Below are 23,614 nucleotides of genomic sequence, written 5' to 3'. Positions count from 1 at the left end.
GGAAGGCCTCAACGGAGGACGGAATGGCGAAGTCGAAACTGATGCCGCCGGAAGAGGCGCTCGCTCGCATTCTTGAGGGCGCGGTCCCGCTCGGCGTCGAACAAGTCCCGGTCGCCGATACGTACGGACGTGTGCTTGCCGAGGATCTTGCGGCGCGGCGCACGCAGCCGCCTGCCGCGATGTCGGCGATGGACGGCTACGCGGTCCGCGCGGCCGATATCGCGACCGTTCCGGTGAAACTGAAGATTGCCGGCGAAGCAGCGGCCGGCCGAGTATTTCCTCGCCCGCTAGCGGCCGGGGAAGCCGTACGCATCTTTACGGGCGGCGTCGTGCCGCCCGGTAGCGACACGATTTCGATCCAGGAGAACACGCGGCGCGATGGCGATGTCGTCGAGGTGCTGCAATCGGAGAAGCCGGGCCGTCACATCCGCAAACAAGGCCTCGATTTTAGCGAAGGCGATGTGCGGCTCAAGAGCGGCCAAATCATCGGCGCGCGCCATCTCGCACTCGCGGCCGCAATGAACTACGCCGCGGTGCCGGTCGTGCGGCGCCCGTGCGTCGCCATGTTCTCGACCGGCGATGAACTCGTCATGCCGGGCAGCGAGACCGGCCCGGGACAGATCATCCTCTCGAACGGCTTCGCGATCGCGGCCATCGCGCGCCGCGAGGGAGCGCTCGCGCTCGATCTCGGCATCGTGCCGGATGCCGTCGAGGCCACCATTGCGGCGATCAGGCGCGCGCGCGCTTGGGGCGCCGACGTGCTGGTGACGACCGGCGGCGCATCGGTCGGCGACTACGATCTGGTGCAGAAAGCGCTGTCCGCCGAAGGCATGGAACTCGCCTTCTGGAAGATCGCGGTTCGGCCCGGCAAGCCGCTGATGTCCGGAAAGATTGCCGGGATGCGCGTCATCGGCCTGCCCGGAAATCCGGTTTCGGCTGTCGTTTGTTCGGAGCTGTTCCTGGTACCGCTGCTGCGCGCGCTCGGTGGATTTCCAAACGTGCATCCGACACTCGTCTCTGCCGTTGCGGGACGCAACATCGCGGCGAACGACGAGCGGCAAGATTACATGCGCGCGCGCATGACGATCGACGGCGACGGGCGGCGCGTCGTCGTACCGGTCGAGACGCAGGATTCTTCGATGATGTCCGCGCTCGCGATGTCGGAGTGCCTGCTGGTGCGCGCACCGCATGCGCCGCCGCTTGAGGCCGGCGCTGCCTGCGAGATCCTGCTGCTGGAGTAGCGACGGTTTCCGAATCGCGTTTCGTAAGACGGGCGGAATTTGGTGGCGGATTGCAGCGCCAACTCATTCGCGCGGCCTTTGTTTTCTTCACGCCAAATTAAGTGGTTGCGGAACACAGTGCGAACATATAGTGTCTGTTCATGATTTGTTTTCTACCAGTCGTGGCGCGTTCAAGCCTCAACGCCGACACACGGAGAACCGCCTAAGATGCTGACCCGTAAGCAACTCGAGCTGCTGCGCTTCATCAATGACCGCGTCAAGGAAGCCGGCGTTCCGCCCTCCTTCGACGAAATGAAGGACGCGCTCGATCTTCGCTCTAAATCGGGCATCCACCGCCTCATCACGGCACTTGAGGAGCGCGGCTTCATTCGCCGCCTCGCCAATCGCGCACGCGCCATCGAAGTCGTCCGCATGCCTGATGTGGCACCTGCCGCAGGCACGCAGCGTCAGCGCGGCTTCACGCCGAGCGTGATCGAGGGCCATCTCGGCCGCGTCCGCAATACAACGTCGGAGGATGACGGCGGCCGTCCGGTCACCGTGCCGATGATGGGCCGCATCGCGGCCGGCACGCCGATCGAGGCGATCCAGCAGCGCAGCGCGACGATCCAGGTTCCGCCGGATCTGCTTGCCAGCGGCGAACATTACGCACTCGAAGTGCGCGGCGACTCGATGATCGACGCCGGCATCCACGATGGCGACACGGTGCTGATCCGGCGCGGCGACACGGCCGACACGGGCGACATCGTGGTTGCGCTGATCGACGAAGAAGAGGCGACGCTCAAGCGTTTCCGCCGGCGCGGTGCAGCCATCGCGCTGGAGCCGGCGAACCAGGCGCATGAGGTGCGCATCCTGCCGCCGAACCGCGTGCGTATTCAGGGCCGCCTCGTCGGCTTGATGCGGAAGTATTGAGACCGGCTTCATTCTTGAGACTTACAGTGGCCGGGCTACGCCAGCCTTCCGGCAACTTGTGCCCTGACCGTTTAGTCGTCCTCACGTAGGTCAGGCTCGGCCGGCGTCGCATCGGGCGCTTGCAGCTTCGTAACCGCGCTTGGCGCCCAAGGCCGATCGCTGTCCGCTGCACGGGCGCGCGTTTCGGCAAATCCATCCCGATTGATCGTGAGTGCAAGCGCGCTGTCAGCCCGCCCGCGGTCGTAGAGTTTCGCAGCGCAGCCTGACGGAGCTGTTCTCCGGCTTACGACAATCGCGGCACGCTTACAGTCGTCCGCAAAGGCTTCGGCGTGGAGCGCGACGGCGACGAGCCTGCCGTCAGACAGCACCGCAACACAGCCGACAGCATCGCAATCGAAGCCGGCGCTCAGGTCTTTCTCGCCGGGCGTGCGCGCATCGCCGTCGGCGGCGAGCCACTGTTTGATCGCGAAGGTGTCGCTGCCGAGCCGCATGACCGAGAACTGGCCGTCCGGACCGCGCACCGCGACAGCTTCGGAATTCGCGGCGATCAGCACGTCCGGTTGCGGCGTGCGGATCGCGAGCGTCAGCGCGATAACCGCCAGCGGGAGGCTAACGACGAAACGCAGCGGCGTGCGCAGCAGGCAAACGATCACCAGCGCGGCGGTGCCCATGAGCAGCGGCGTAACGCCGAACGCCGCGATGCGACCGACCGCGCCCGGCCAGCTTGCGACCCATTGCGCGACGTACATCATCCACTCGATGCCCTGCCCCATGAGCCGCCAGAGCCAATCGTCGAGGCCGAAGGGTGCCGCGATGAGCGCGAGCAATCCGGCCGGCATGACGATGACGGACACGACGGGCATCGCGAGCAGATTGGCGAAAGTGCCGTAAGGCGCGAGGCGGTTGAAGTGATACGCCGCGAACAATGTCGTGGCGGCTCCGGCGACCACCGAAGCCAAGAAGAGCGAGGCGATCTCGCGCCCGCCCCACAGCGCGATGCGGGCTCCGATCGACGTGTCAGCCGCAGCGGTCGCCCACGGCATTCCGCGCTCGTAGGACGCGATCAGCGCGAGCGTCGCAGCGAACGACATTTGGAAGCTCGGATGTACGACGGCTTCCGGCGCGATAACCAAAACGGCCAACGCCGCGATCGCGAGCGTGCGTAACGTCAACGCGGCGCGGTCGACCATGATGCCGAGCAGGACGACGGCGGTCATGAGGTAGGCGCGTTGCGTGGCAATCTCGGCGCCCGAGAGCACGAGATATCCGGTCGCGGCGATGAGCGCCAAGCCGGCAGCCCATTTCTTGATCGGAAACCCAAGCGCGATCGTTGCCGACAGAGCGAGCAGCGCGCGGACGACGAAGAAGACGACGCCCGCGACCACGGCCATGTGATAGCCGGAAATCGAGAGCACGTGCGCGAGGCTCGACACATACATCGCGTCGTTGACGGGCGCCGATATCGCATCGCGCGAGCCGGTGATGAGCGCCGACGCAATGGCACCGGCATCGCCCGGCAACGCCGAGCGGATGCGCGTGTCGATGACGGCGCGCAGTCCGGCGACGCCGCTCAGAAATCTCACCCGGAATGGTGCAGCGTCTTTTGCTTCTAAGCGCTCGATCTTGCCGAGCGCGAAACCGGTCGCGCCGATTTTCTGGAAGTACAGATCGCGCGCGAAGTCGTAGCCGCCTGGACGCAGCGGCGCCAGCGGCGGCGACAGTCGCGCCTTGAGGCTGACAAAACTGCCGGGTGGCGGCGCGGTGCCCTTGCGCACAGAGATGCGGACGCGTTCGAGTTTTGCGTCGGAACCGCGGCCGGGCTCGAAACTCGCCAGTGCGATGATGATGCGGTCGGTGCGTTCGCGTTCCTCGCGGGTTTCGATCCACCCCGAGAGCGATGCTCCGAACAGCGGACGCGCGAGCACGGGATGTTCGGCTCGGAGCGTTCTGAGCGTCGCCGTCAGAAACCCCGCAAGGAGCGCTGCGACAAGAATTGCGAGCGTAAAGCCGACCGGTCTTGCGCGAAGGAGCCAGACGAAAAGCGCCGCAAGCGCGAAGGCGCTAGCCGGCGCCCAGACAACCGGCTCGTGGCTTGCCGTGAAGTAGATCGCGATGCCGAGACCGAATGCGATGGGCGTCCAGAGGATCGCGCGGCCGGGGCCGGTTTCGGCTTCGGCCCAATCGCCGACGCGCAAGGCCCAACGCGGCAAACGCGCGGCGTACGACCATTCGCGTAGACGCGACGGCCGGCCCGCAACCCCGTCCGGCCACGCGATCGCGCGCCCTCGCCTGCCTTCGCCCACCACGCGCGTGCCCCGCGCCTCATCGCCGCGACGCGCATCGTGCCCGAGAGACTTTGGTTGCAGACAGCCTGAACGTTCGGCGAACCGCCGCTACTTGCGCGGGAAAAACCTCTTTTCCGCTCACTCCCGCGAAAGCGGGAGTCCAGCCCGCGCGCGTCCGCGCGCGAAAAATTGGATACCCGCTTTCGCGGGTATGAGCGGAGATTGAGGCTGCGCTTGCGCTACTACTAAGTGCCGGCGACCTTCGCCCAGGTGTCGCGCAGGCCGACTGTGCGGTTGAACACCGGCTTGCCGGGCTGCGAATCCTTGTCCCGGCAGAAGTAGCCCTGGCGCTCGAACTGGATCGCCTCGCCGGTGTTCATTTCGGCGAGCGACGGCTCGACGCGCGCGTCAGCGATCACTTCCAGCGACTGCGGATTGATGCCGGCCGCAAAGTCGGTCGCATCGGGCGCCACAGCCGAGAAGAGCTGATTGTAGACGCGCACTTCCGCTTCGACAGAATCCGCCGCCGACACCCAATGCAGCGTCGCTTTCACCTTGCGACCGTCGGGCGCGTTGCCGCCCTTGGTCGCCGGATCGTAGGTGCAGCGTAGTTCGACGACTTCGCCGGCCGCATTCTTCACGACTTCGCGGCAGGTGACGAAGTACGCGTAACGCAAGCGCACTTCGGCGCCCGGTGTCAGGCGGAAGAACTTCTTCGGCGGGTTCTCCATGAAGTCGTCTTGCTCGACATAGAGCTCGCGGCCGAAGGTGATCTTGCGGGTGCCTGCGGCCTCGTCGTCCGGATGATTGACGGCTTCGAGCTGTTCGCTCTGCCCTTCCGGATAATTCTCGATGACGATCTTCAGCGGTTTGAGCACCGCCATGCGGCGCTGCGCGGTGCGGTTCAGCGCCTCGCGCACGGCGAACTCGAACATGCCGTAGTCGACGACGCTGTTCGCCTTCGCAACGCCGATGCGGCGGATGAATTCACGCAACGCTTCCGGCGGCACGCCGCGACGACGCAGGCCCGAAATCGTCGGCATGCGCGGGTCGTCCCAGCCGCTGACGAAGCCTTGTTTGACGAGACCGTTGAGCACGCGCTTCGAAAGCAGCGTGTAGGTCATGTTGAGGCGCGCGAATTCGTATTGGCGCGGACGCGACGGCACGGGAAGATTCTCGAGGAACCAATCGTAGAGCGGGCGATGGTCTTCGAATTCGAGCGTGCAGATCGAATGCGTGATGCCTTCGATCGCGTCGGACTGGCCGTGCGCGTAGTCGTAGCTCGGGTAGATTTTCCACTCCGTGCCGGTGCGCGGGTGATGCGCATGCAGGATGCGGTAGAGCACCGGGTCACGCAGATTGATATTGCCGGACGACATGTCGATCTTCGCGCGCAGCACGCGCGCGCCGTTCGGGAACTCGCCGGCCCGCATGCGGCGGAAGAGATCGAGATTCTCGTCGACACTGCGCTCGCGGAACGGGCTGTTCTTGCCGGGCTCGGTGAGGGTGCCGCGATTGACGCGCATCTCCTCCTGGTTCTGGTCGTCGATGTAAGCTTTGCCGGCTTTGATCAGTTGCTCGGCCCAACCGTAGAGCGTCTCGAAGTAATCGGACGCGAAGTGGAGGTTGCTCCATTCGAAGCCGAGCCAGCGGACATCCGCCTCGATGGCGTCGATATATTCCTGCTCTTCCTTCGTCGGGTTGGTGTCGTCGAAGCGCAGATTGCAGGTGCCACCGAACTCCTGCGCGATGCCGAAGTTGAGGCAGATCGATTTGGCGTGGCCGATATGCAGATAGCCGTTCGGCTCGGGCGGGAAGCGCGTGGCGACTTTCGCATGTTTGCCGGAATCGAGGTCGGCCTGGACGATGTCGCGGATGAAATCGCGGCCGGCTTCCGTGGTCTCTGCAATGCTCATTCTGATCCTTCGGCGGCGCCCGAACACGATCGCTGGCGCGCAACGGCCGCTTATGTGCCAAATTCGTCGGACAAGGCCAATACCAACATTGGCCCGAGGGTCCAAATCGGAGGCTCGAGATGCGCGGCTGGCTGATCGTTATCGGCGCCCTGATCCTGGCCGGGCTGGCCTGGTGGCTCGGAATATGGTCGCTCGGCACCACCCGGGCTCCGGCGCCGCCGCGCACCGAAACCGGAGTGCCGCAGCCTGCGCCGGCCCCAACACCGCCCGCGCCGTCACGCAGCGCGCCCGGTTCCGGCCCGCCGCCGATCCCGCAGGGCCGGGATCTTGGGCCACCCCGTACCGGCGATCCGCCGCCCGTTCCGACCTCTCGCTAGGGCTAAGGCTACCCATTTCGGCCGTGTGTGCTAAAGGGGGCGCCGCTTCAACATGTGTGCTGAAATTTCATGTCCGTGGTTACCCGCTTTGCCCCCTCGCCGACCGGCTTCCTCCATATCGGAGGCGCCCGCACGGCGCTGTTCAATTGGCTCTACGCGCGCGGCCGCGGCGGCAAGATGCTGCTGCGGATCGAGGACACCGACCGTGAGCGCTCGACCGAACCGGCGATCGCGGCCATCATCGATGGCCTGACGTGGCTCGGCCTCGATTGGGACGGCGACACCGTGTTCCAATTCGCCCGCGCGGCGCGTCATCGCGAGGTCGCCGAGCAGTTGCTCGCCGCCGGCCGCGCCTATCGCTGCTACGCCTCGCAGGAAGAGCTCGCCGCGATGCGCGAGGAAGCGCGCCGCGAAGGCCGCACAAAGCTCTACGACGGCCGCTGGCGCGACCGCGCCGCGTCCGAGGCACCTGAAGGCGTGGCGCCGGTCATCCGCCTGCGCGCGCCGCTGACGGGCGAGACGGTGGTCAATGACGAAGTCCAAGGCCGCGTCGTCTGGCAGAACGAAAACCTCGACGATCTCGTGCTGCTTCGCTCCGACGGCACGCCGACCTACATGCTCGCGGTCGTCGTCGACGATCACGACATGGGCGTCACGCATGTCATCCGCGGCGACGACCATCTGACCAACGCGGCGCGGCAAACGCAGATCTACCAGGCGCTCGATTGGGCGGTGCCGTCGATGGCGCATATCCCGCTGATCCACGGCGCGGACGGCGCGAAGCTGTCGAAGCGGCACGGCGCACTCGGCGTCGACGCCTACCGCGCGCTCGGCTATCTGCCGATCGCTCTGCGCAACTATTTGGTGCGGCTCGGCTGGTCGCATGGCGATCAGGAAATCTTCTCGACCGAGGAAATGGTGAAGGCGTTCGATCTCGCGCAAATCGGGCGCGGCGCATCGCGCTTCGACTTTGCGAAGCTCGAAAGCCTCAACGGCCACTACATCCGCCAGACCGGTGACGTGGAGCTGACGAAGATCCTCGAAGACTCGCTGCCGTTCCTGCAGGGCGGTCCCGAGATGGCCGCGAAACTGACGCCGGAGCGGCGCGCTCAGCTGATCGCCGCGATGCCGGGCCTCAAGGAGCGCGCCAAGACGCTCGTCGATCTTCTGACCAGCGCGCATTTCCTGTTCGCGGACCGCCCGATTCCGCTGGACGAAAAAGCCGCGAGCCTGCTCACGCCGGACGCGCGCGACGTCCTCGTTGCGGCAACCGCCGCGCTCTCGGCGACGCCGGATTGGCAGACGGCGCCGCTGGAAGCCGCCGTCCGCGCGGTGGCGGAAACGCGCGGGATCAAGCTCGGCGCAGTCGCTCAGCCGCTGCGTGCCGCGCTGACCGGGCGCGCGACGTCGCCGGGCATTTTCGATGTGCTGACCGTGCTCGGCCGTGAGGAAAGTTTAGGCCGTCTCCAGGATGCGTCTGCACGGTAAAGTGATCGGGCGGGCTTTGCATTCCAGGTTGGCAAATTTGCTGCGCGCGGCTGCGCTTTTTTCGTCCTAACGTCACGCGAATGTTGCACAAAAAAGAGCCCTGCCCTGGGAGCTTGCAGCACCCTATCTTATGCGATACGGGAATTCTGCCGGACCTCAGCCGTCACGTCCGCGCGGGCGGCTCTGATTTCCTAGTTCGGGCACTCGCCCGTTGTTTCAAAAGGACTTCGCCTATGGATGCTAAGACAGGATCCAACACCAAGACCGGCACTTTAACAGTCGGCGACCAGAACTGGTCATTTCCGATTTATCAGGGGACCGTCGGTCCCGACGTGATCGATATCTCGAAGCTCTACGCGCAGACCGGGATGTTCACTTACGATCCGGGCTTCACGTCGACCGGCAGCTGCGAGTCGAAGATCACCTACATCGACGGCGACGAGGGCGTGCTGCTCTATCGCGGCTACCCGATCGAACAGATCGCCGAGGGCGGAGACTTCCTCGATACCTGCTACCTGCTCCTGTACGGCGAGCTTCCGACCTCCGAGCAGAAGCTCGACTTCGTGAAGCGCGTGACGAACCACACGATGGTTCACGAGCAGATGAGCCGCTTCTTCCAAGGCTTCCGCCGCGACGCGCATCCGATGGCGATCATGGTCGGCAGCGTCGGCGCTCTGTCGGCCTTCTACCACGACTCGACCGACATCTCGGACCCGACGCAGCGCATGATCGCGTCGATCCGCATGATCGCGAAGATGCCGACCTTGGCCGCGATGGCGTTCAAGTACTCGATCGGTCAGCCGTTCATGTATCCGCAGAACGATCTCGATTACGCGACCAACTTTCTGCAGATGTGCTTCGCGGTTCCGTGCGAGCCGTACAAAGCCAATCCGATCCTGTCGAAAGCGATGGACCGGATCTTCATCCTCCACGCCGATCACGAGCAGAACGCGTCGACCTCGACGGTTCGTCTCGCCGGCTCTTCGGGCGCCAACCCGTTCGCCTGCATCGCGGCCGGCATTGCGTCGCTCTGGGGACCCGCTCATGGCGGCGCCAACGAAGCGGCGCTCAAGATGCTGGCCGAGATCGGCTCGGTCGATCGCATTCCGGAATACATCAAGCGCTCGAAGGATAAGAACGACTCCTTCCGCCTGATGGGCTTTGGTCACCGCGTGTACAAGCACTACGATCCGCGCGCGAAGATCATGCAGCAGACCTGCCACGAAGTGCTCAAGGAAGTCGGCATCAACGATCCGCTGCTCGACGTCGCGATGGAGCTCGAGCGTATCGCGCTCAGCGACGATTACTTCATTGAGAAGAAGCTGTATCCGAACGTCGACTTCTATTCGGGCATCACGCTGCGCGCGATGGGCTTCCCGACCGACATGTTCACGGTGCTGTTCGCAGTTGCCCGCACGGTCGGCTGGATCGCACAGTGGAAAGAGATGATCGAAGATCCGGCACAGAAGATCGGCCGTCCGCGTCAGCTCTATTCGGGCGCAACGCGCCGCGACTATGTCGCGGAAGGCAAGCGCAAGTAAGATTGCGCATCAGACTCAAAACAAAACGGCCGCCCATGAGGCGGCCGTTTTCTTTTTGTTGTTCTTATTGTTCGATGGCTTAGGCAGCCTCACACTTGATCGCGGGTTTCTTCTCGCGCGCCGGCGTCTCGTCCACCCATGCGTCTTTCGCGAACCACTCGTGTTCGCCGGCACACAGCGTGCAGTATGTGCGTGAGATGAAGACCGGCGTGCGTGCGAAAGTCGCTGCATCCGCGCGAACACCGGTCGGAATCGAAAAGCCCGTACGCGGACACTCGATCATCACGATACCCATCTGATCTTCCCTCGTCAGTCGCGCCCACTTCATGCGGCAGCTTGTACGCAGGGCATGCGAAGGTTGTTTGACGCGAGCGCGGTCTTATCGTGACCAACTCGGGCGGTTCTAAACTCGCGCGATTGTTAGGCTCTGCCGACGAGTGACAACACGATCTCGGCGGCGCGATCGCTCGGTGCGGCTTCGCCGATCTTCATCACGGAATCGAGACGCGCGAAGGCGTCTAGCTGTTGTGTCCGCACGGCCGTGTCCGCCACGACATCGCGCAATGCGAGCGCTAACTTTTCGGGCGTGCAGTCTTCCTGCAGAAATTCTGGAATGACATTCTGGTCGAGCACGAGGTTCGCGAGAATGACAGTCGGTACCTGAATCAGGCGACGGATGATTGCCGCCTCGATCGGCGCGACCTTATATGCGGCGACAGTTGGGACGGACGCGAGCGCAAGCTCGAGCGTGACGGTGCCCGAGGCCGCAATTGCGGCACGCGCGCAGCGGAAGGCCGCGCGCTTCTCGTCGTGAGCGATGATGATTCGCGGCGGGTGTTTCCAACCGCGGGTGCCCTCCCGCACGAGTGGTTCGACATGCGCAACGGTCGGCAACACAAGCTCGACGTCACCGATACTCGCGACGAGTTTTTCGATCGTTGCACCGAAGATCGGCAGCAAGCGGCTGACTTCACTGCGGCGGCTACCGGGAAGGACCAGCAACAGCGGTGGCTTGGATTCGCGACGCTGTTGTTCAGTCGCGTTCGGGCGCAATTCATCGACGCGCGCCGCGAGCGGATGGCCGACGAAGGTGCACGGCGGGCCGCCGAGACGCTCGTGCACGTCGGGCTCGAACGGCAGCAGCGCCAAAACGTGATCGACATAGTCGCGCATCTTGCGCGCCCTGCCCGGCCGCCACGCCCAGACGCTCGGCGAGACGTAATTCACGATGCGAATATTCGGCGCGATGGCGCGGACCTTCTTGGCAACGCGCTGCGTGAAATCCGGACTGTCGATGATCACCAGCACATGCGGGCGAAACGCAACGACCGCGGCGGTTGCTTGACGAAGACGTGCAAGGACGCGCGTCAGGCTTTTCGCGACCGCGATGAAGCCCATCAGTGAAATGTCGCTTTGCGGAAACAAGCTCGCAACGCCTTCATGCGCCATCGCTTCGCCGCCGACACCGGCGAGTTTGAGATCGCTACCGACGCGTTGACGGAGTGACCGGATCAACCTCGCGCCGAGCTGATCGCCCGACTCTTCGCCCGCAATGACGAAGACGCGAAGCTCGCTCATGGCGGAGACGACGGCGCGAGCCCCGTCACGAAGAGATTGGCCGTATCTGCAGCCTCGGTCACGGCGGTGAATTCCGCGACGATGACTTCGCCGGCGCGCACCGCGATGCCGGCAAGCCCGGCTTCTTTCACATTCGCGATCGTCGTCGGCCCGATCGACGGAAGATCGAAGCGGCGATCCTGCGTCGGCTTGGCGGCTTTGACGAGCACGCCACGGCCAGCCGACACCTTGATGCGACCGTCGCGCCGGAGAGCTGCGATACGCTGGAGCATGCGGTCCGTGCCCTCCGCCGCTTCGACGGCGAGCACGACATTGTCGGTGACGACAACGGCTTGGCCGACGTCGAACGGTCCCATCGCGTCGAGAACCGCGAGGCCTAGCTTCGCGTCCACGATGTCTTGCGCCGATGGACGCACGCGGCCCGCGTCACCGGCCGGCGCGAGGATTTCCGGCGCGACTTCGTGCGCGCCCAGCATGCGAAAACCGTCGTCTTCGAAGATCTTGCCGATGTTGCGCAGGAGGTGATCATCGCCGCCGCGGAAGGCGCGGTATATGCGCGGAAGTATCTTGATCGTTTTCCAATCGAGGCGAATGTCTTTGAGTGACGGCCTGACGAGAGTGCCGATGAAGACGATGTCGCGCGCGCCGGCATTGCGCGCAACGCGCACCATGCGGCCGTACTGCCCGACCGGAACCCAATCGTGCGGATAAGCAGCGACGCGATCGCGGTCCGCCCAGCCTTCGATCGGCATGAGATGGACTTTGCGGCCCGTGCGAAGCGCCGCGTCGGCCACCGAGAATGGAAACGGCCCGCCGCCGCAGATGATCGCGATGGGCGATGTTTCCGCCATCAGTCGCCGGGCTGACACAGGTGGCGCGCGCCGCGCGAATTCACGAAATCGAGAATCAAACGCGCGGCCGGATCATCGCCGTAGTCCTCGGTCGCCTTCTCGATGCCGCCTTCGAGCGTGCCGGTGAAGAACAGGCTGCGATAAGTCGAGCGCACGGCGCGGATCGAGTCCGGCGAAAAGTTCTTGCGCTTCATGCCGACCATGTTGATGCCGATCATATGCGCGCGCTCGCCGCTCGCCATACCGAACGGAATGACGTCGCTGGTGATCGCGCTGCAACCGCCGAGCATCGCGAAAGAGCCGATGCGAGTCTTCTGCTGGATCGCGGCAAGCCCGCCGAGAAAGACATTGTCGCCGACTTCGACGTGGCCGCCGAGCGTGGCGCTGTTGGCGAAGACGTTGTTGTTGCCGACGATGCAATCGTGCGCGACGTGCGCGTAGACCATGAAGTAATTGTTGTTGCCGACGCGGGTGACGCCGCCGCCCGGAACCGACCCTTTGTTCATCGACACGCTCTCGCGGATCACATTGTCGGTGCCGAGGATGAGCTCGGTCGGCTCATCGGCGAGGCCGATCCATTGCGGCGCGGTGCCGAGCGAGGCGAACGGATAAACCACGGTGCGGTCGCCGAGCGTGGTCCGACCCGCGACATTCACGTGCGAGATGAGGCGAGAGCCGGCGCCGATCGTGACATCGGGGCCGACGATGCAGAACGGTCCGACCTCGACATCGTCGGCGAGTTTTGCGCCGGCTTCGACGAGCGCGGTGGGGTGAACCTTGGGCATTCTATCGTCAGTTCGCGATCATCGCGCCGACTTCGGCTTCGCACACGAGTTCGCCGTCGACGCGCGCCTCGCCGCGGTACCACCACATGGTCCGGCGCTGGTTGAGCTTCTTCATATGAAATTCGATGCGGTCGCCCGGTACGACGGGCCGGCGGAACTTCGCCTTGTCGATGGTGAGGAAAAACACCTTGAGCGGCTCGTCCGTGATGCCCTTTTTCATCGCGCAGATGACGCCCGCGGTCTGCGCCATGGCTTCGAGCAGCAGCACGCCCGGCATCACGGGATTGCCCGGGAAATGGCCTTGGAAGAACGGCTCGTTGATCGTCACGTTCTTGATGCCGATGCAGGAGTCGTCGCCATCGACCTTCTCGATGCGGTCGACGAGCAGAAACGGATATCGATGCGGCAGCGCCTGCATGATTTTCTGAATGTCGACGACGTCGATGATGCCTTCGCTCATAATCCGTTCTCTTCGCTCAACTATCTTCTGTTCCGGGATCGCTTTTATCCTGGCTGCCCTTCCGCGCCAATTGCTCTAGCAGCTTCATCTCGCGGAACCAGAGCCGAACGGGCTTCGCCGGAGTACCTCCCCAGCGCGCGCCGGGCGGCACATCGCCGTGGACGACACTAACGGCCGCGATCTGCGCGCCCTCGCCGATGGTGACGTGATTGTTCACCCCGACGCGCGCGCCGAGGACGACATGGTCTTCCAGTGTCGAGCTGCCCGAAATCCCGGTTTGCGCGACGATCACGCAGTGACGGCCGATGATGCAGTTGTGGCCAATTTGGACCAAGTTATCGATCTTGGTGCCTTCGCCGATCATGGTGTCGCGGCTGGCGCCGCGATCGATCGTCGTGTTGGCGCCGATCTCGACATTGTCCTGGACGATGACGCGGCCGACCTGTGGCACTTTCTCGTGTTTCTTCGGGCCCATAAGGTAGCCGAAGCCGTCCTGGCCGATGCGAACACCCGGATGGATGATGACGCGGTCGCCTATGAGCGCGTGCGTGAGCGTCGCGGCCGCGCCGATCGAGCAGTCGCGGCCGATCCGGACATGCGGGCCAATGGTCGCGCCGGCGGCGATCTGCGTGCCGCTGCCGATCTCGCAATGTGGGCCGATGACGGCGCCGGCTTCGACCCGGACGCCCTTCTCAAGGCGTACGGTCGGGTGAACGCGCGCGTTCTGGGCGACGCCGTCGCTGCCGTCGATCGTGCTGGGCTTCAGCGCGCCTGGATACATCCGAGAGACGGCGGCAACGAAGACGCGATACGGCTGCGCGGTCGCGATAGCGATCGTGCCGGCTGGCGTTTTGTCGGCGAATCGCAACGGCACGAGGCAGATGCCGGCGTGAGTCGTTGCCAGCTGGTCCGCGTAATTCGGGTTATCGAGGAAAGCGAGATCGTTCGGCCCCGCGTGATCGAGCGCCGCAATGCCAGTCACCGCGCGCGCGTCCGAAGGCGCTTCGACGCCTGCAAGCGCCGCGATATCGGCGACGGTGAGGCGTTTTGCGGGGGGATGAAACTGCGGCTCGGTCATGCTGGTCCAAACGTGGCTGCGGCCCCGTATAGGGCCGCAGACAGCTCTACCGCAATGTGTATCCGCGGCTGCAGATCAGAACTTCGTGCCGCCGCTGAAGCGGAAGGCTTGCGTAATGTCACCGCCGACGTTGCGGCCCTCGACCGGATCCCAGACGCCCTTATCCTTGGTGAGCGCAACTGCGTAATCGAAGCGCAGCGGACCGAACGGCGAATCCCAGACCAAGCCGACGCCGACTGACGAGCGGATGATGTTTTCGTCGCGAACGGTCATCGTCTGCAGACCTTGGCCCGGCCCCTGGTACGACGTCAGGCCCTTGTAGTTCCAAACCGAACCGGCGTCGGCGAAGACAGCCATCTTCATACCGAAGTCCTTTGGAGCGAAGAACAGCGGGTACTGCACCTCAGCCGAAACACCCCAGTACATCGTGCCGCCGAGCGCATCATGCGTCGAATTGCTCGTCACGTCACGCGGACCGATACCGGCAGTCTGGAAGCCGCGCACGAGGTTCGGGCCCATGAAGAACTGATCGAGCATGCGCAGATCGCCGTTGCCCACCAGGTTCGGATCCCGGCTGCCCCAGCCGGCGATGTGACCGGCTTGGCCACGCAAGAGGCCGATGAGGTCCCAGCCGATGTCGAAATACATGCGGCCATCGAAGGTCGAGCGAATGAACTGCACATCGCCGCCGACGCCTGCGAAGTCCTGCTTGAAGTCGAGGACCATGCCCTTGGTGGGGTTACGCGAGTTGTCGAGCGTGTTGTAGTTCAGCGTATAGCCGACCAGCGACGTCAGCACTTCGCCGTAATTCGCGGCCTGACGCAATGCCGGTGCCGCCGGAATACAGAACCCGGCGTTGAACGGGAAGCAGTTGTTCAGCGCCGAGAGCGTGATCTCCTGCTGGTACGCCGAGTAGCGCAGCTGCAGCGTCACGTCGTCCATGATCGGAATGCCGAAGCGGAAGCCGCCACCGACAGTCTTCGAGTCGTAGGACTGGTAGGTCGAAGCGAGAATCTGCTTCGAGAACACGTCGACGCCGAAGGCGAGACGATAGCCAAGCAGATACGGCTCGACGAAGGATAGTTCGAAACCGCGGACGCGCTGGCCGTATTGGACCGCCGCCTTCGCGAACTGGCCGTTACCGAGCAGGTTGCGCTCCGCGACGCTGACTTCGGCGATGAAGCCGTCAGCCGTCGAGTAGCCGCCCGAGATCGAGAACTCGCCGGTCGACATTTCTTCGACGTCGACGTTGACGATCACGCGGTCCGGCGCCGAACCGGGCTCGCTGGTGATCTTCACGCTCTTGAAGAAGCCGAGGTTCTTGAGGCGGCGCTCAGCGCGCTCGACCATTGCGTGGTTGTAAGCGTCACCCTCGCCGATATCGAACTCACGGCGAATGACGTGGTCACGCGTACGGGTGTTGCCGCGGACATTGATGCGCTCGATGTAGCTGCGCTGTCCCTGATCAACGACGAAGCCGAGATCGACGGTGCGAGCGTCGTAATTGCGGTCGCCGCGCGGACGCACGACAGCGAAGGGATAACCGCCGCGTGCAAGCTCGAGCGTCATCTGCTCGACAGTCTTCTCGACCTCTTCGGCGTTGTAGCCACCACCCTGACGGGCCTTGACGTAGCTGCGCAGACGGGTCGGGTCGACCTCGCGCACGTTCGACTGAACGTCGATCGCGCCGATGCGATAGTATTCGCCCTCTTCGATCTGGAAGGTCACGTTGAAGCCGCGCGACACCGGATCGTATTCAGCGACAGCCGCCGTGATGCGGACGTCCGCATAACCGTTCTTGAGATAGTGGCGGCGCAGCAGCTCGCGGTCCTGCTCGATACGGTCCTGGTCGTAGACGTCATTCGAGCGGAAGAAGCTCAGAATGCCCGTCTCACCCGTCTTGATGACGTCCTTCAGCCGGCCCGACGAATACGCGCGGTTGCCCGAGAAGTTAATCGAGCGAACGCCCGTCTTCTTGCCTTCGGTGATTTCGAAGACGAGATCGACGCGGCCATTCGACTGATCGATGATCTTCGGCTCGACGCGAACGTCATAGCGGCCGTTCGCGCGATACATGTCGAGAATGCGCTGGACGTCGCTGCGCACGGCCGTGCGGGAAAGCGGGCCGCGCGGACGCGACTGAATTTCTGCAGTGATCTGCTCGTCCTTGACGGCGCGGTTGCCTTCGAAGGCGACGCGGCCAATCTGCGCCGATTCAACGACGGTGACGACGATGCGGCCACCGGCCTGAGAGATACGAACGTCTTCAAAGAGGCCGGTCGCGACCAGCGCCTTGTAGGCCTCGTCGATGCGGATCGCATCAAGACGCTCGCCTGGGCCGACGCGGAAATAGGAGCGAACCGTATCGCTCTCGATTCGGCGATTGCCTTGAACGACAATCGATTGTGCGTGTGCGGATGTCGTGAACTCGACAACCCCGCTTTCCTGCAAAGCAACGGCGCTGCCGGCCAACAACGCTGCCAGCGCAACGCGACGAATTACTCGAACCCAAAGCCTCATCGGCAACACGCCTCATTCCTCAAACGGGTGGTCAAACCGGGCCGCAAATCCCGCTTCAACCGACTCGTTGGTTCTACCCAGTTTCGGAATGCCGGGAAACGCCCGGAATCCCCCCGATCCCACTTTCGATTCAAAGCGTTGCCCTATGGCCACGCCCTCGTCACGACCCCAACCTGGCAATTAGGCCAGAAACGTCATTGTAGGTTGCGAAAACCATCAGCATCACAACCAAAGCCAGCCCCACCCGGAAGCCATATTCCTGCGCCCGCTCGGACAACGGCTTCCCGCGAATGGCCTCTATCGCGTAGAACAAAAGGTGACCACCATCCAGCAACGGAATCGGGAACAGGTTCAAAAGCCCAATCGAAACCGACAGTACGGCGGCGAGGTGAAGAATCGGCAGGAGCCCCAACGAGGCCATCTGCCCCGAAACCTGCGCGATCTTGATCGGCCCGCCGAGCTGATCAGCCGACTCGCGACCCATCACGACCCGGCCCAAATAGGTCATGGTCTGATCGATCACGAACCAGGTCTGTTCGAAACCCATTGTGATCGCCTTAACGGGTCCGACGCTCTCGGTGCGCACATCGCCCGGCGCCATGGTTCGGGTGAGCCCCAGCATGCCGACGCGGCTGACGTTGCCGAACTTGTCCTTGACCTCGCGGATCGCCGGGGTCGCCATAATGACCTGGCGCGTTCCGGTACGCTCGACCTCGAATTTGAGCTGATTGCCAGCGTTCACGCTGACAATTCGCTGCATATCGCTGAAGCTCTCTATCGGCTTGTCGTTGATAGCGACGACGAGATCGCCTGCCTGGAAGCCCGCCTGGGCGGCAACGCTGCCGGATTGAACGTCGCTGATCCGGGCCGAGGTTATCTGTTTACCATAGACGAGGAAAATGCCGGCGAAGATCGCAATCGCGAGGATGAAGTTGGCGATCGGGCCCGCCGCGACCACCGCAGCGCGCTGCGCGACCGGCTTGTGGAAGAAGCTGACCTTGCGCTCCTCGGCGTTCATCTGCGCGGCCGTCTCGTGATCCGGCACGCTCGCGGCATTTTCGTCGCCGAAGAACTTCACGTAGCCGCCGAGCGGAATCGCGGAAATCTTCCAGCGCGTGCCGTGTTTGTCGTTGAAACCAAAGATTTCGGGGCCGAAGCCGACCGAGAAGGTCAAAACGCGCACGCCGCAACGGCGCGCGACCCAGAAGTGACCCAGCTCATGGAAGAAAACGATGACCGAGAGGACGAACAAGAACGGGATCAGCCAGCCGATCGGGCCAGTACCCCAGATGGAGAAGTTCTCTAGCACCCTCGTCTCCAAATCGCCGCGCCGGCGCGGATCGCTGCCGCGCGGTTGCGGATGGTTAGTGTCTTAGGACGACTTTGCGGCAATTTCTGGCAGAAGCTCGGCCGCAAGGCTACGGGCCGCGCGATCAATTTCCAGCGCATCGGAAACACTCGACGGCTCGTGCATCAGTCCGCGCTGCGCCGCTGCATCAAGCGCGGCCGCGACCAAGAGCGGGATGCCGAGATAACTCAGACCGCCGGCGAGGAACGCCGCCACCGCGATCTCATTCGCCGCGTTGAGCACGGTCGGTGCGCCCTTCCCGGCTTCCATCGCCTGACGTGCCAATTTGAGGCACGGGAAGCGGTCGGTGTCGGGCGTCTCGAACGTCAGCGTACCGATGCGCGCAAGGTCGAGCGGCTCGGCCGCATCCGTGATGCGATCCGGCCAAGCGAGGCAGTGCGCGATCGGCAGCCGCATGTCCGGCGTCGCCATCGCGGCGACCAGCGAGCCGTCGCGAAATTCGACCATGCCGTGGATTGCCTGCTGCGGGTGGACGACGGCATCGAGCATCTCGGGTGGCGCATCGAACAAATGATGCGCCTCAATGAGTTCGAGGCCTTTGTTCATCATGGTCGACGAGTCGACCGTGATCTTCGCACCCATCGCGTAGTTCGGATGTTTGAGCGCCTGCTCTCGGGTGACGGCCTTAAGCTGCTCTTTCGTGAACGTGCGGAACGGGCCGCCGGACGCCGTGACGGTGATTTTGCGAACATCCTCGCGGCTGCCCGCACCCATCGCCTGCGCGATGGCGTTGTGTTCGGAGTCGGCCGGTAGGATCGTTGCGCCGTGTTCGGCGGCGGTGCGCATGAAAAGCGTGCCGGCGCAGACGAGGCATTCCTTATTGGCGAGCGCCACTTTGCGGCCGCGCTTTACGGCGGCAAGCGTCGGCTCGAGGCCGCTGGCGCCGCTGATCGCGGCCATCACCCAATCGGCATCGCGCGCGCCGGCCTCCGAGACGGCCTCGGGGCCGGCAGCAGCTTCGATGCCGGAGCCCGAGAGTTCGGCCTTCAGCGCGCGATAGGCTTTCGGGTCGGCGACGGCCGCAAAACCGGCGCGCAGTTCGCGCGCGATCTGCGCCAATCCGCTGGCATTGCTGTTGGCGGAGATCGCCTGCACGGCATAGCGCTTCGGGGCACGGCGGACGAGGTCGATGGTGCTCGTGCCGATCGAGCCGGTAGCGCCAAGAATGCTGATCCGCATCGGCGCGGTTTCGGTCTGAAGCATCGCCCTTCTTACCAGATCAGCAGCCCACGGGAAGGCGATTCCAGGCCCGTGTGCGCAAGTCCGATGAGAAGTGCGGCGGCTGCGGCAAAAATGAAACCGTCGAGCCGGTCCATGACGCCGCCATGGCCGGGAATCAGGTTGCCGGAATCCTTGGCGCCGAAATGCCGCTTCATCGAGGACTCGAAAAGATCACCGGCCTGCGAGACCGCCGACAAGACGATCCCGACCAAAGCCAAGACGACGACCGAGCGTACGCCAGCGATCCAACCGAGCAGGACGCTGAGGACGAGGGTTAGCGCAAGACCGCTGAGCGCGCCCGACCACGTCTTCTTCGGGCTGACCGCCGGCCACAGCTTAGGACCGCCGATCGCGCGGCCGCCGAAATAGCCCGCGATGTCGGTGCCCCAGACGACCGCGAAGAGCAGCACAATCGCGACGAGCCCCCACTCGGAATCCTGGCGGAGCATCACGGGGCTGAGCGCGACCGCGCCGGAATAGATAACCCCTGCTCCACTCCATTCGCGACGCGCGGCAGCCAGCGCGGTGGCGAGGACGGTGGTTGCGAGCAGCACGCCGATGGCGATCAGCGACTGGCGGAATTCAAGCGCAAGCGCCGCGATGACGATGCCGACCGTGCCGAGCGCGAAGACGGTCCAGCGCGACGGCTGATCGACAAGGCCGCACCACTCCCACCAGACCGCGACGGCAGCGACGAGCCAGAGAAGACCGAAGGGCCAGCCGCCGTACCAAGTAGCGCCGAGCACGAGAGGCGCAAGAACCAGCGACGAGACGACACGCAGCGCGAGTTCGCTGCGCGGTTTCGCCGTTGCGCCTTGATCGGCCATCATGGGGTGGCTTGCGCGGCGAGCCCGCCGAAGCGCCGCTCGCGGCCATGGAATTCCTCGATCGCCTTTTCGAGCGCGGCGCGATCGAAGTCGGGCCACAGCACGGGTACGAAGACGAGTTCGCTGTAAGCGGCCTGCCACAGCAGGAAGTTCGATAGCCGCTGCTCGCCGCTGGTGCGGATGATGAGATCCGGGTCAGGCACATCCGGCGCGTCAAGATGCAGCGATATCGTCTGGTCCGTCACCTTGTCGGCAGCGAGACGCCCCGCCGCAACCTCTTGAGCGATCCGCGCCATTGCGCGCGCGATTTCCTGGCGCGCACCGTAGTTGAATGCGACGACGAGCACGAGGCCATCGTTGTTGCGGGTGAGCTGCTCGGCTTCATCGAGCAGGCTCGCAATATCCGGTGCCAAACCGTTGCGCTCGCCGATGATGCGCACCTTGACGCCGCTGCGATGCAGGTCAGCGAGGTCGTTACGGATGAAGCGGCGTAGCAGTCCCATCAGCTCGAAAACTTCGGACGCGGGACGCGACCAGTTCTCCGAGCTGAACGAGAAGATGGTGAGAAATTTTACGCCGAGTTCGCCGGCGGCGCGCACCGTCTTGCGTAGCGCTTCGACGCCGCGCCGATGTCCTTCGGCACGCGGAAATCCGCGCGCGGCTGCCCAGCGTCCGTTGCCATCCATGATGATTGCAACATGACGGGGAGCTTTTAGACCCGGAGTAGCAGCGGCCGGTACCGCAGCGGCCTCACTCATGACAGGGCGTACGCCCTCCTCCAATCAGACCGTGAGGATCTCTTTTTCCTTCACGGCGAGCAATTGATCAATCTCGGCAATGTTCTGATCGGTCGTCTTTTGCACCTGATCGGCCATGCGTTCGTGATCGTCCTTGCTAAGCCCGGCGTCCTTTTCCATCTTCTTCAAGATGTCGAGGCCGTCGCGGCGCACGTGGCGCACGGCAACCTTTGCGGCCTCCGTGTATTTGTGCGCAACCTTCACGAGGTCCTTGCGGCGATCCTGCGTGAGTTCCGGCAAGCGCAGGCGAATGACCTGACCTTCGGTCGCGGGCGAGAGGCCGAGATTCGAATTCACGATCGCCTTCTCGACGGCGTGGACCATCGACTTGTCCCACACCTGAATCGACAGCATGCGCGGCTCCGGAACGCTGACGCTCGCGACTTGATTGAGCGGCATCATGCTTCCGTAAGCTTCGACCTGCACGGGCTCGACGAGGCTTGCCGACGCGCGGCCGGTGCGCAGACCACCGAGCTCCTGGCGAAGGTTTGCGATCGCGCCTGTCATGCGGCGCTGCAGATCGTCTGCGTCATACGTTGGGGTAGCCATGGTCAACCTCTCGGCAAAAACTGTTTACTCAGCCGCGACGAGCGTGGAACGGCCCTTGCCGCTGAGAGCGGCGCCGATCGATCCCGGCTCGGCCATCGAGAACACAATGATAGGCATCCGGTTCTCGCGGGCAAGCGCGAAGGCCGTCGCGTCCATCACTTTGAGATCGTTCGCAATTGCGTCGGCGTGCGTCAAGCGATCGTAGCGCTTCGCCTTTGGATCTTTCTTCGGGTCCGCGCTGTAGACGCCGTCGACATTGGTCGCTTTGAGCACCGCTTCGCATGACAGTTCGCAGGCGCGAAGCACTGCGGTGGTGTCGGTGGTGAAGAACGGGTTGGCGGTTCCGCCGCCGAGCAGCACGATACGCCCCTGCTCCATGTGACGCTCGGCGCGCGAACGATCGTAAGTCTCGCAGACTTGCGGCATCGCGATCGCGGACATCGCACGCGCTTCGCCGCCGGCACGGTTGATCGCGACTTCGAGCGCGAGCGAATTCATCACCGTCGCCAGCATACCCATCGTGTCGCCGGTCGGCCTTGGGAGTCCCTGCTTCGATACCGTCACGCCGCGGAAGATATTGCCGCCGCCGACCACCACGCCGATCGAGGTGCCTGCCTTTTGCGAAGCGACGAGATCGTCCGCAACCTGTTCCAGCGTCTTCTGGTCGATCGTGGAAGCGCCCTTCAACAAAGCCTCGCCCGAGACCTTCACGATCACGCGGGCATATTTCGGCTTCGGCATGCGCTACTCCTGTTATGGCGAAGCGCGCCCCGTGTCCGGAACGCGCTCGGCCTTTTCACATAGCTTAACCGACTCGCGCCCGATTGAAACCGGGCGCTCGCCGCTAGCGCGCCATCGAGGCGACTTCGGTGGCGAAGTCCGGGCCTTCGCCCTTTTCGATGCCGTCGCCAAGACCGTAGCGAACGAAGCGCGTCAGCTTGATCGGACCGCCGGCCTTGCCTTCGGCTTCCTTGAGCACCTGGGCAATCGACTTGCCGGCGTGATCCGGATGCACCGACGGCTGCTCGAGCAGCGTGACTTCCTTGTAGTAGCTCTTGAGGCCGCTCTCGACGATCTTCTCGAGAACGTTGGCCGGCTTGCCGGCGTTCTTCTCGCGGAGAATCTGCTTCTCGCGCTCGATCACGTCGGCCGGGATGCTCTCGCCGTCGACCGCAACCGGGTTCATCGCCGAGACGTGCATCGCAATCTGGCGGCCGAGCGTCGACAACAGGTCGACGTCGCCCTTCGACTCGAGCGCGACGAGCACGCCGATCTTGCCGAGACCTTCGCGGATCGGCGAATGGATGTAGGACGCGATCACGCCTTGCTTCAGCTCGATCTTGTCGACGCGGCGGAGAGTCATGTTCTCGCCGATCGTCGCGATGAGCTCCTGCAGACGATCCTTCACGGTCGTCTTCTCGCCCGGGAAGTGAGCGGCTTCGAGGCTCGGGATGCTGCCGTCGCCCATCAGCGCGACCTTGGCGGCTTCGCGTGCGAAAGCCTGGAACTGGTCGTTGCGGGCAACGAAGTCCGTCTCCGAATTCACTTCGAGGATCGCGGCGTGGTGACCGGCCGACTCGACCGCAACGAGGCCTTCGGCCGCAACGCGGCCGGCCTTCTTGGCGGCCTTCGAGAGCCCCTTCTTGCGCAGCCAATCGACGGCGGCTTCCATGTCGCCGTTCGCCTCGTTGAGCGCCTGCTTGCAATCCATCATGCCCGCGCCCGTCTTCTCGCGGAGTTCTTTGACCATTGCGGCGGAGATGTTCGCCATTGGATCAGTCCTGTTCTTTCAAAGGATAAAGGCGCGGCGTAGCCGCCGCGC

Annotated in this window: 20 protein-coding genes; 4 read left to right on the top strand and 16 right to left on the bottom strand. The window is 64.0% G+C overall.

Features of this window, described 5'->3' with window-relative positions; genetic code table 11:
* The first annotated feature begins 23 nt into the window (after positions 1–23).
* Positions 24–1,241 carry a molybdopterin molybdotransferase MoeA gene (locus GJW30_RS14095; RefSeq protein ID WP_245408516.1) on the top strand — a complete coding sequence of 406 codons (1,218 nt, stop codon included), beginning with the start codon at positions 24–26 and terminating at the stop codon, positions 1,239–1,241.
* 207 nt (positions 1,242–1,448) lie between these two features.
* Complete coding sequence (gene lexA / locus GJW30_RS14090; protein ID WP_096356366.1) at positions 1,449–2,150, top strand: transcriptional repressor LexA; 702 nt, start codon at positions 1,449–1,451, stop codon at positions 2,148–2,150.
* A 71-nt stretch (positions 2,151–2,221) separates the two neighbouring features.
* Here lexA and GJW30_RS14085 read toward each other — a convergent pair whose 3' ends face one another.
* Together GJW30_RS14085 and GJW30_RS14080 are read right to left on the bottom strand one after the other, a co-directional pair.
* Positions 2,222–4,456 (bottom strand): ComEC/Rec2 family competence protein, encoded by a 2,235-nt coding sequence (locus tag GJW30_RS14085; protein ID WP_245408515.1) that lies wholly within the window; start codon positions 4,454–4,456, stop codon positions 2,222–2,224.
* Between the two features lie 224 nt (positions 4,457–4,680).
* Positions 4,681–6,351 (bottom strand): glutamine--tRNA ligase/YqeY domain fusion protein, encoded by a 1,671-nt coding sequence (locus GJW30_RS14080; protein ID WP_096356364.1) that lies wholly within the window; start codon positions 6,349–6,351, stop codon positions 4,681–4,683.
* Positions 6,352–6,797: 446 nt separating this feature from the next.
* On the opposite strand from GJW30_RS14080, the gene gltX reads away from it, so the two are divergent.
* Entirely contained in the window at positions 6,798–8,216 is a 1,419-nt protein-coding gene (gene gltX, locus GJW30_RS14075; protein WP_096356362.1) for a glutamate--tRNA ligase, read from the top strand.
* 233 nt (positions 8,217–8,449) lie between these two features.
* On the top strand, positions 8,450–9,757 hold the full coding sequence (gene gltA, locus GJW30_RS14070) for a citrate synthase (protein WP_096356360.1): 1,308 nt from the start codon (positions 8,450–8,452) through the stop codon (positions 9,755–9,757).
* A 79-nt stretch (positions 9,758–9,836) separates the two neighbouring features.
* Here the strand turns inward: gltA and GJW30_RS14065 are convergent, their stop codons facing one another.
* The 14 genes from GJW30_RS14065 to tsf all read right to left on the bottom strand — a co-directional run bounded on the left by GJW30_RS14065 (position 9,837) and on the right by tsf (position 23,563).
* Complete coding sequence (locus GJW30_RS14065) at positions 9,837–10,052, bottom strand: hypothetical protein (protein ID WP_096358834.1); 216 nt, start codon at positions 10,050–10,052, stop codon at positions 9,837–9,839.
* Between the two features lie 125 nt (positions 10,053–10,177).
* Complete coding sequence (lpxB, locus tag GJW30_RS14060) at positions 10,178–11,335, bottom strand: lipid-A-disaccharide synthase (RefSeq protein WP_096356358.1); 1,158 nt, start codon at positions 11,333–11,335, stop codon at positions 10,178–10,180.
* Positions 11,332–12,186: an LpxI family protein gene (locus tag GJW30_RS14055; protein ID WP_096356356.1), complete on the bottom strand. Its 855-nt coding sequence runs from the start codon at positions 12,184–12,186 to the stop codon at positions 11,332–11,334. The genes lpxB and GJW30_RS14055 overlap by 4 nt, the downstream gene beginning before the upstream one ends.
* Positions 12,186–12,971 carry an acyl-ACP--UDP-N-acetylglucosamine O-acyltransferase gene (lpxA, locus tag GJW30_RS14050; protein WP_096356354.1) on the bottom strand — a complete coding sequence of 262 codons (786 nt, stop codon included), beginning with the start codon at positions 12,969–12,971 and terminating at the stop codon, positions 12,186–12,188. Before lpxA ends, GJW30_RS14055 begins: the two co-directional genes overlap by 1 nt.
* A 7-nt stretch (positions 12,972–12,978) precedes the next feature.
* Positions 12,979–13,431 carry a 3-hydroxyacyl-ACP dehydratase FabZ gene (gene fabZ / locus GJW30_RS14045; protein ID WP_096356352.1) on the bottom strand — a complete coding sequence of 151 codons (453 nt, stop codon included), beginning with the start codon at positions 13,429–13,431 and terminating at the stop codon, positions 12,979–12,981.
* 16 nt (positions 13,432–13,447) lie between these two features.
* Positions 13,448–14,509, bottom strand: a complete 1,062-nt coding sequence (lpxD, locus tag GJW30_RS14040; RefSeq protein WP_096356350.1) for a UDP-3-O-(3-hydroxymyristoyl)glucosamine N-acyltransferase — start codon at positions 14,507–14,509, stop codon at positions 13,448–13,450.
* Between the two features lie 75 nt (positions 14,510–14,584).
* On the bottom strand, positions 14,585–17,029 hold the full coding sequence (gene bamA / locus GJW30_RS14035) for an outer membrane protein assembly factor BamA (protein ID WP_096358833.1): 2,445 nt from the start codon (positions 17,027–17,029) through the stop codon (positions 14,585–14,587).
* Positions 17,030–17,189: 160 nt separating this feature from the next.
* The gene (rseP, locus tag GJW30_RS14030) at positions 17,190–18,338 is read right to left on the bottom strand and encodes an RIP metalloprotease RseP (protein WP_096356348.1); all 1,149 of its coding nucleotides are present in this window, start codon (positions 18,336–18,338) and stop codon (positions 17,190–17,192) included.
* 63 nt (positions 18,339–18,401) lie between these two features.
* Positions 18,402–19,601 (bottom strand): 1-deoxy-D-xylulose-5-phosphate reductoisomerase, encoded by a 1,200-nt coding sequence (gene dxr, locus GJW30_RS14025; RefSeq protein ID WP_096356346.1) that lies wholly within the window; start codon positions 19,599–19,601, stop codon positions 18,402–18,404.
* An 8-nt stretch (positions 19,602–19,609) separates the two neighbouring features.
* Positions 19,610–20,449 (bottom strand): phosphatidate cytidylyltransferase, encoded by an 840-nt coding sequence (locus GJW30_RS14020; protein ID WP_245408514.1) that lies wholly within the window; start codon positions 20,447–20,449, stop codon positions 19,610–19,612.
* Positions 20,446–21,204, bottom strand: a complete 759-nt coding sequence (locus tag GJW30_RS14015; protein ID WP_096358832.1) for an isoprenyl transferase — start codon at positions 21,202–21,204, stop codon at positions 20,446–20,448. Before GJW30_RS14015 ends, GJW30_RS14020 begins: the two co-directional genes overlap by 4 nt.
* Before the next feature lie 24 nt (positions 21,205–21,228).
* Positions 21,229–21,792, bottom strand: coding sequence for a ribosome recycling factor (frr, locus tag GJW30_RS14010; RefSeq protein WP_096356342.1), 564 nt, complete (start codon positions 21,790–21,792; stop codon positions 21,229–21,231).
* 24 nt (positions 21,793–21,816) lie between these two features.
* Positions 21,817–22,533: a UMP kinase gene (pyrH, locus tag GJW30_RS14005; protein ID WP_096356340.1), complete on the bottom strand. Its 717-nt coding sequence runs from the start codon at positions 22,531–22,533 to the stop codon at positions 21,817–21,819.
* A 103-nt stretch (positions 22,534–22,636) separates the two neighbouring features.
* Positions 22,637–23,563, bottom strand: coding sequence for a translation elongation factor Ts (gene tsf, locus GJW30_RS14000; protein ID WP_096356338.1), 927 nt, complete (start codon positions 23,561–23,563; stop codon positions 22,637–22,639).
* Positions 23,564–23,614: the final 51 nt, after the last annotated feature.

The sequence above is a fragment of the Variibacter gotjawalensis genome, from assembly GCF_002355335.1.
GTDB lineage: Bacteria > Pseudomonadota > Alphaproteobacteria > Rhizobiales > Xanthobacteraceae > Variibacter > Variibacter gotjawalensis.
Note: the sequence above shows the minus strand (reverse complement) of the source record. Positions and strands in the feature narration are given on the sequence as shown.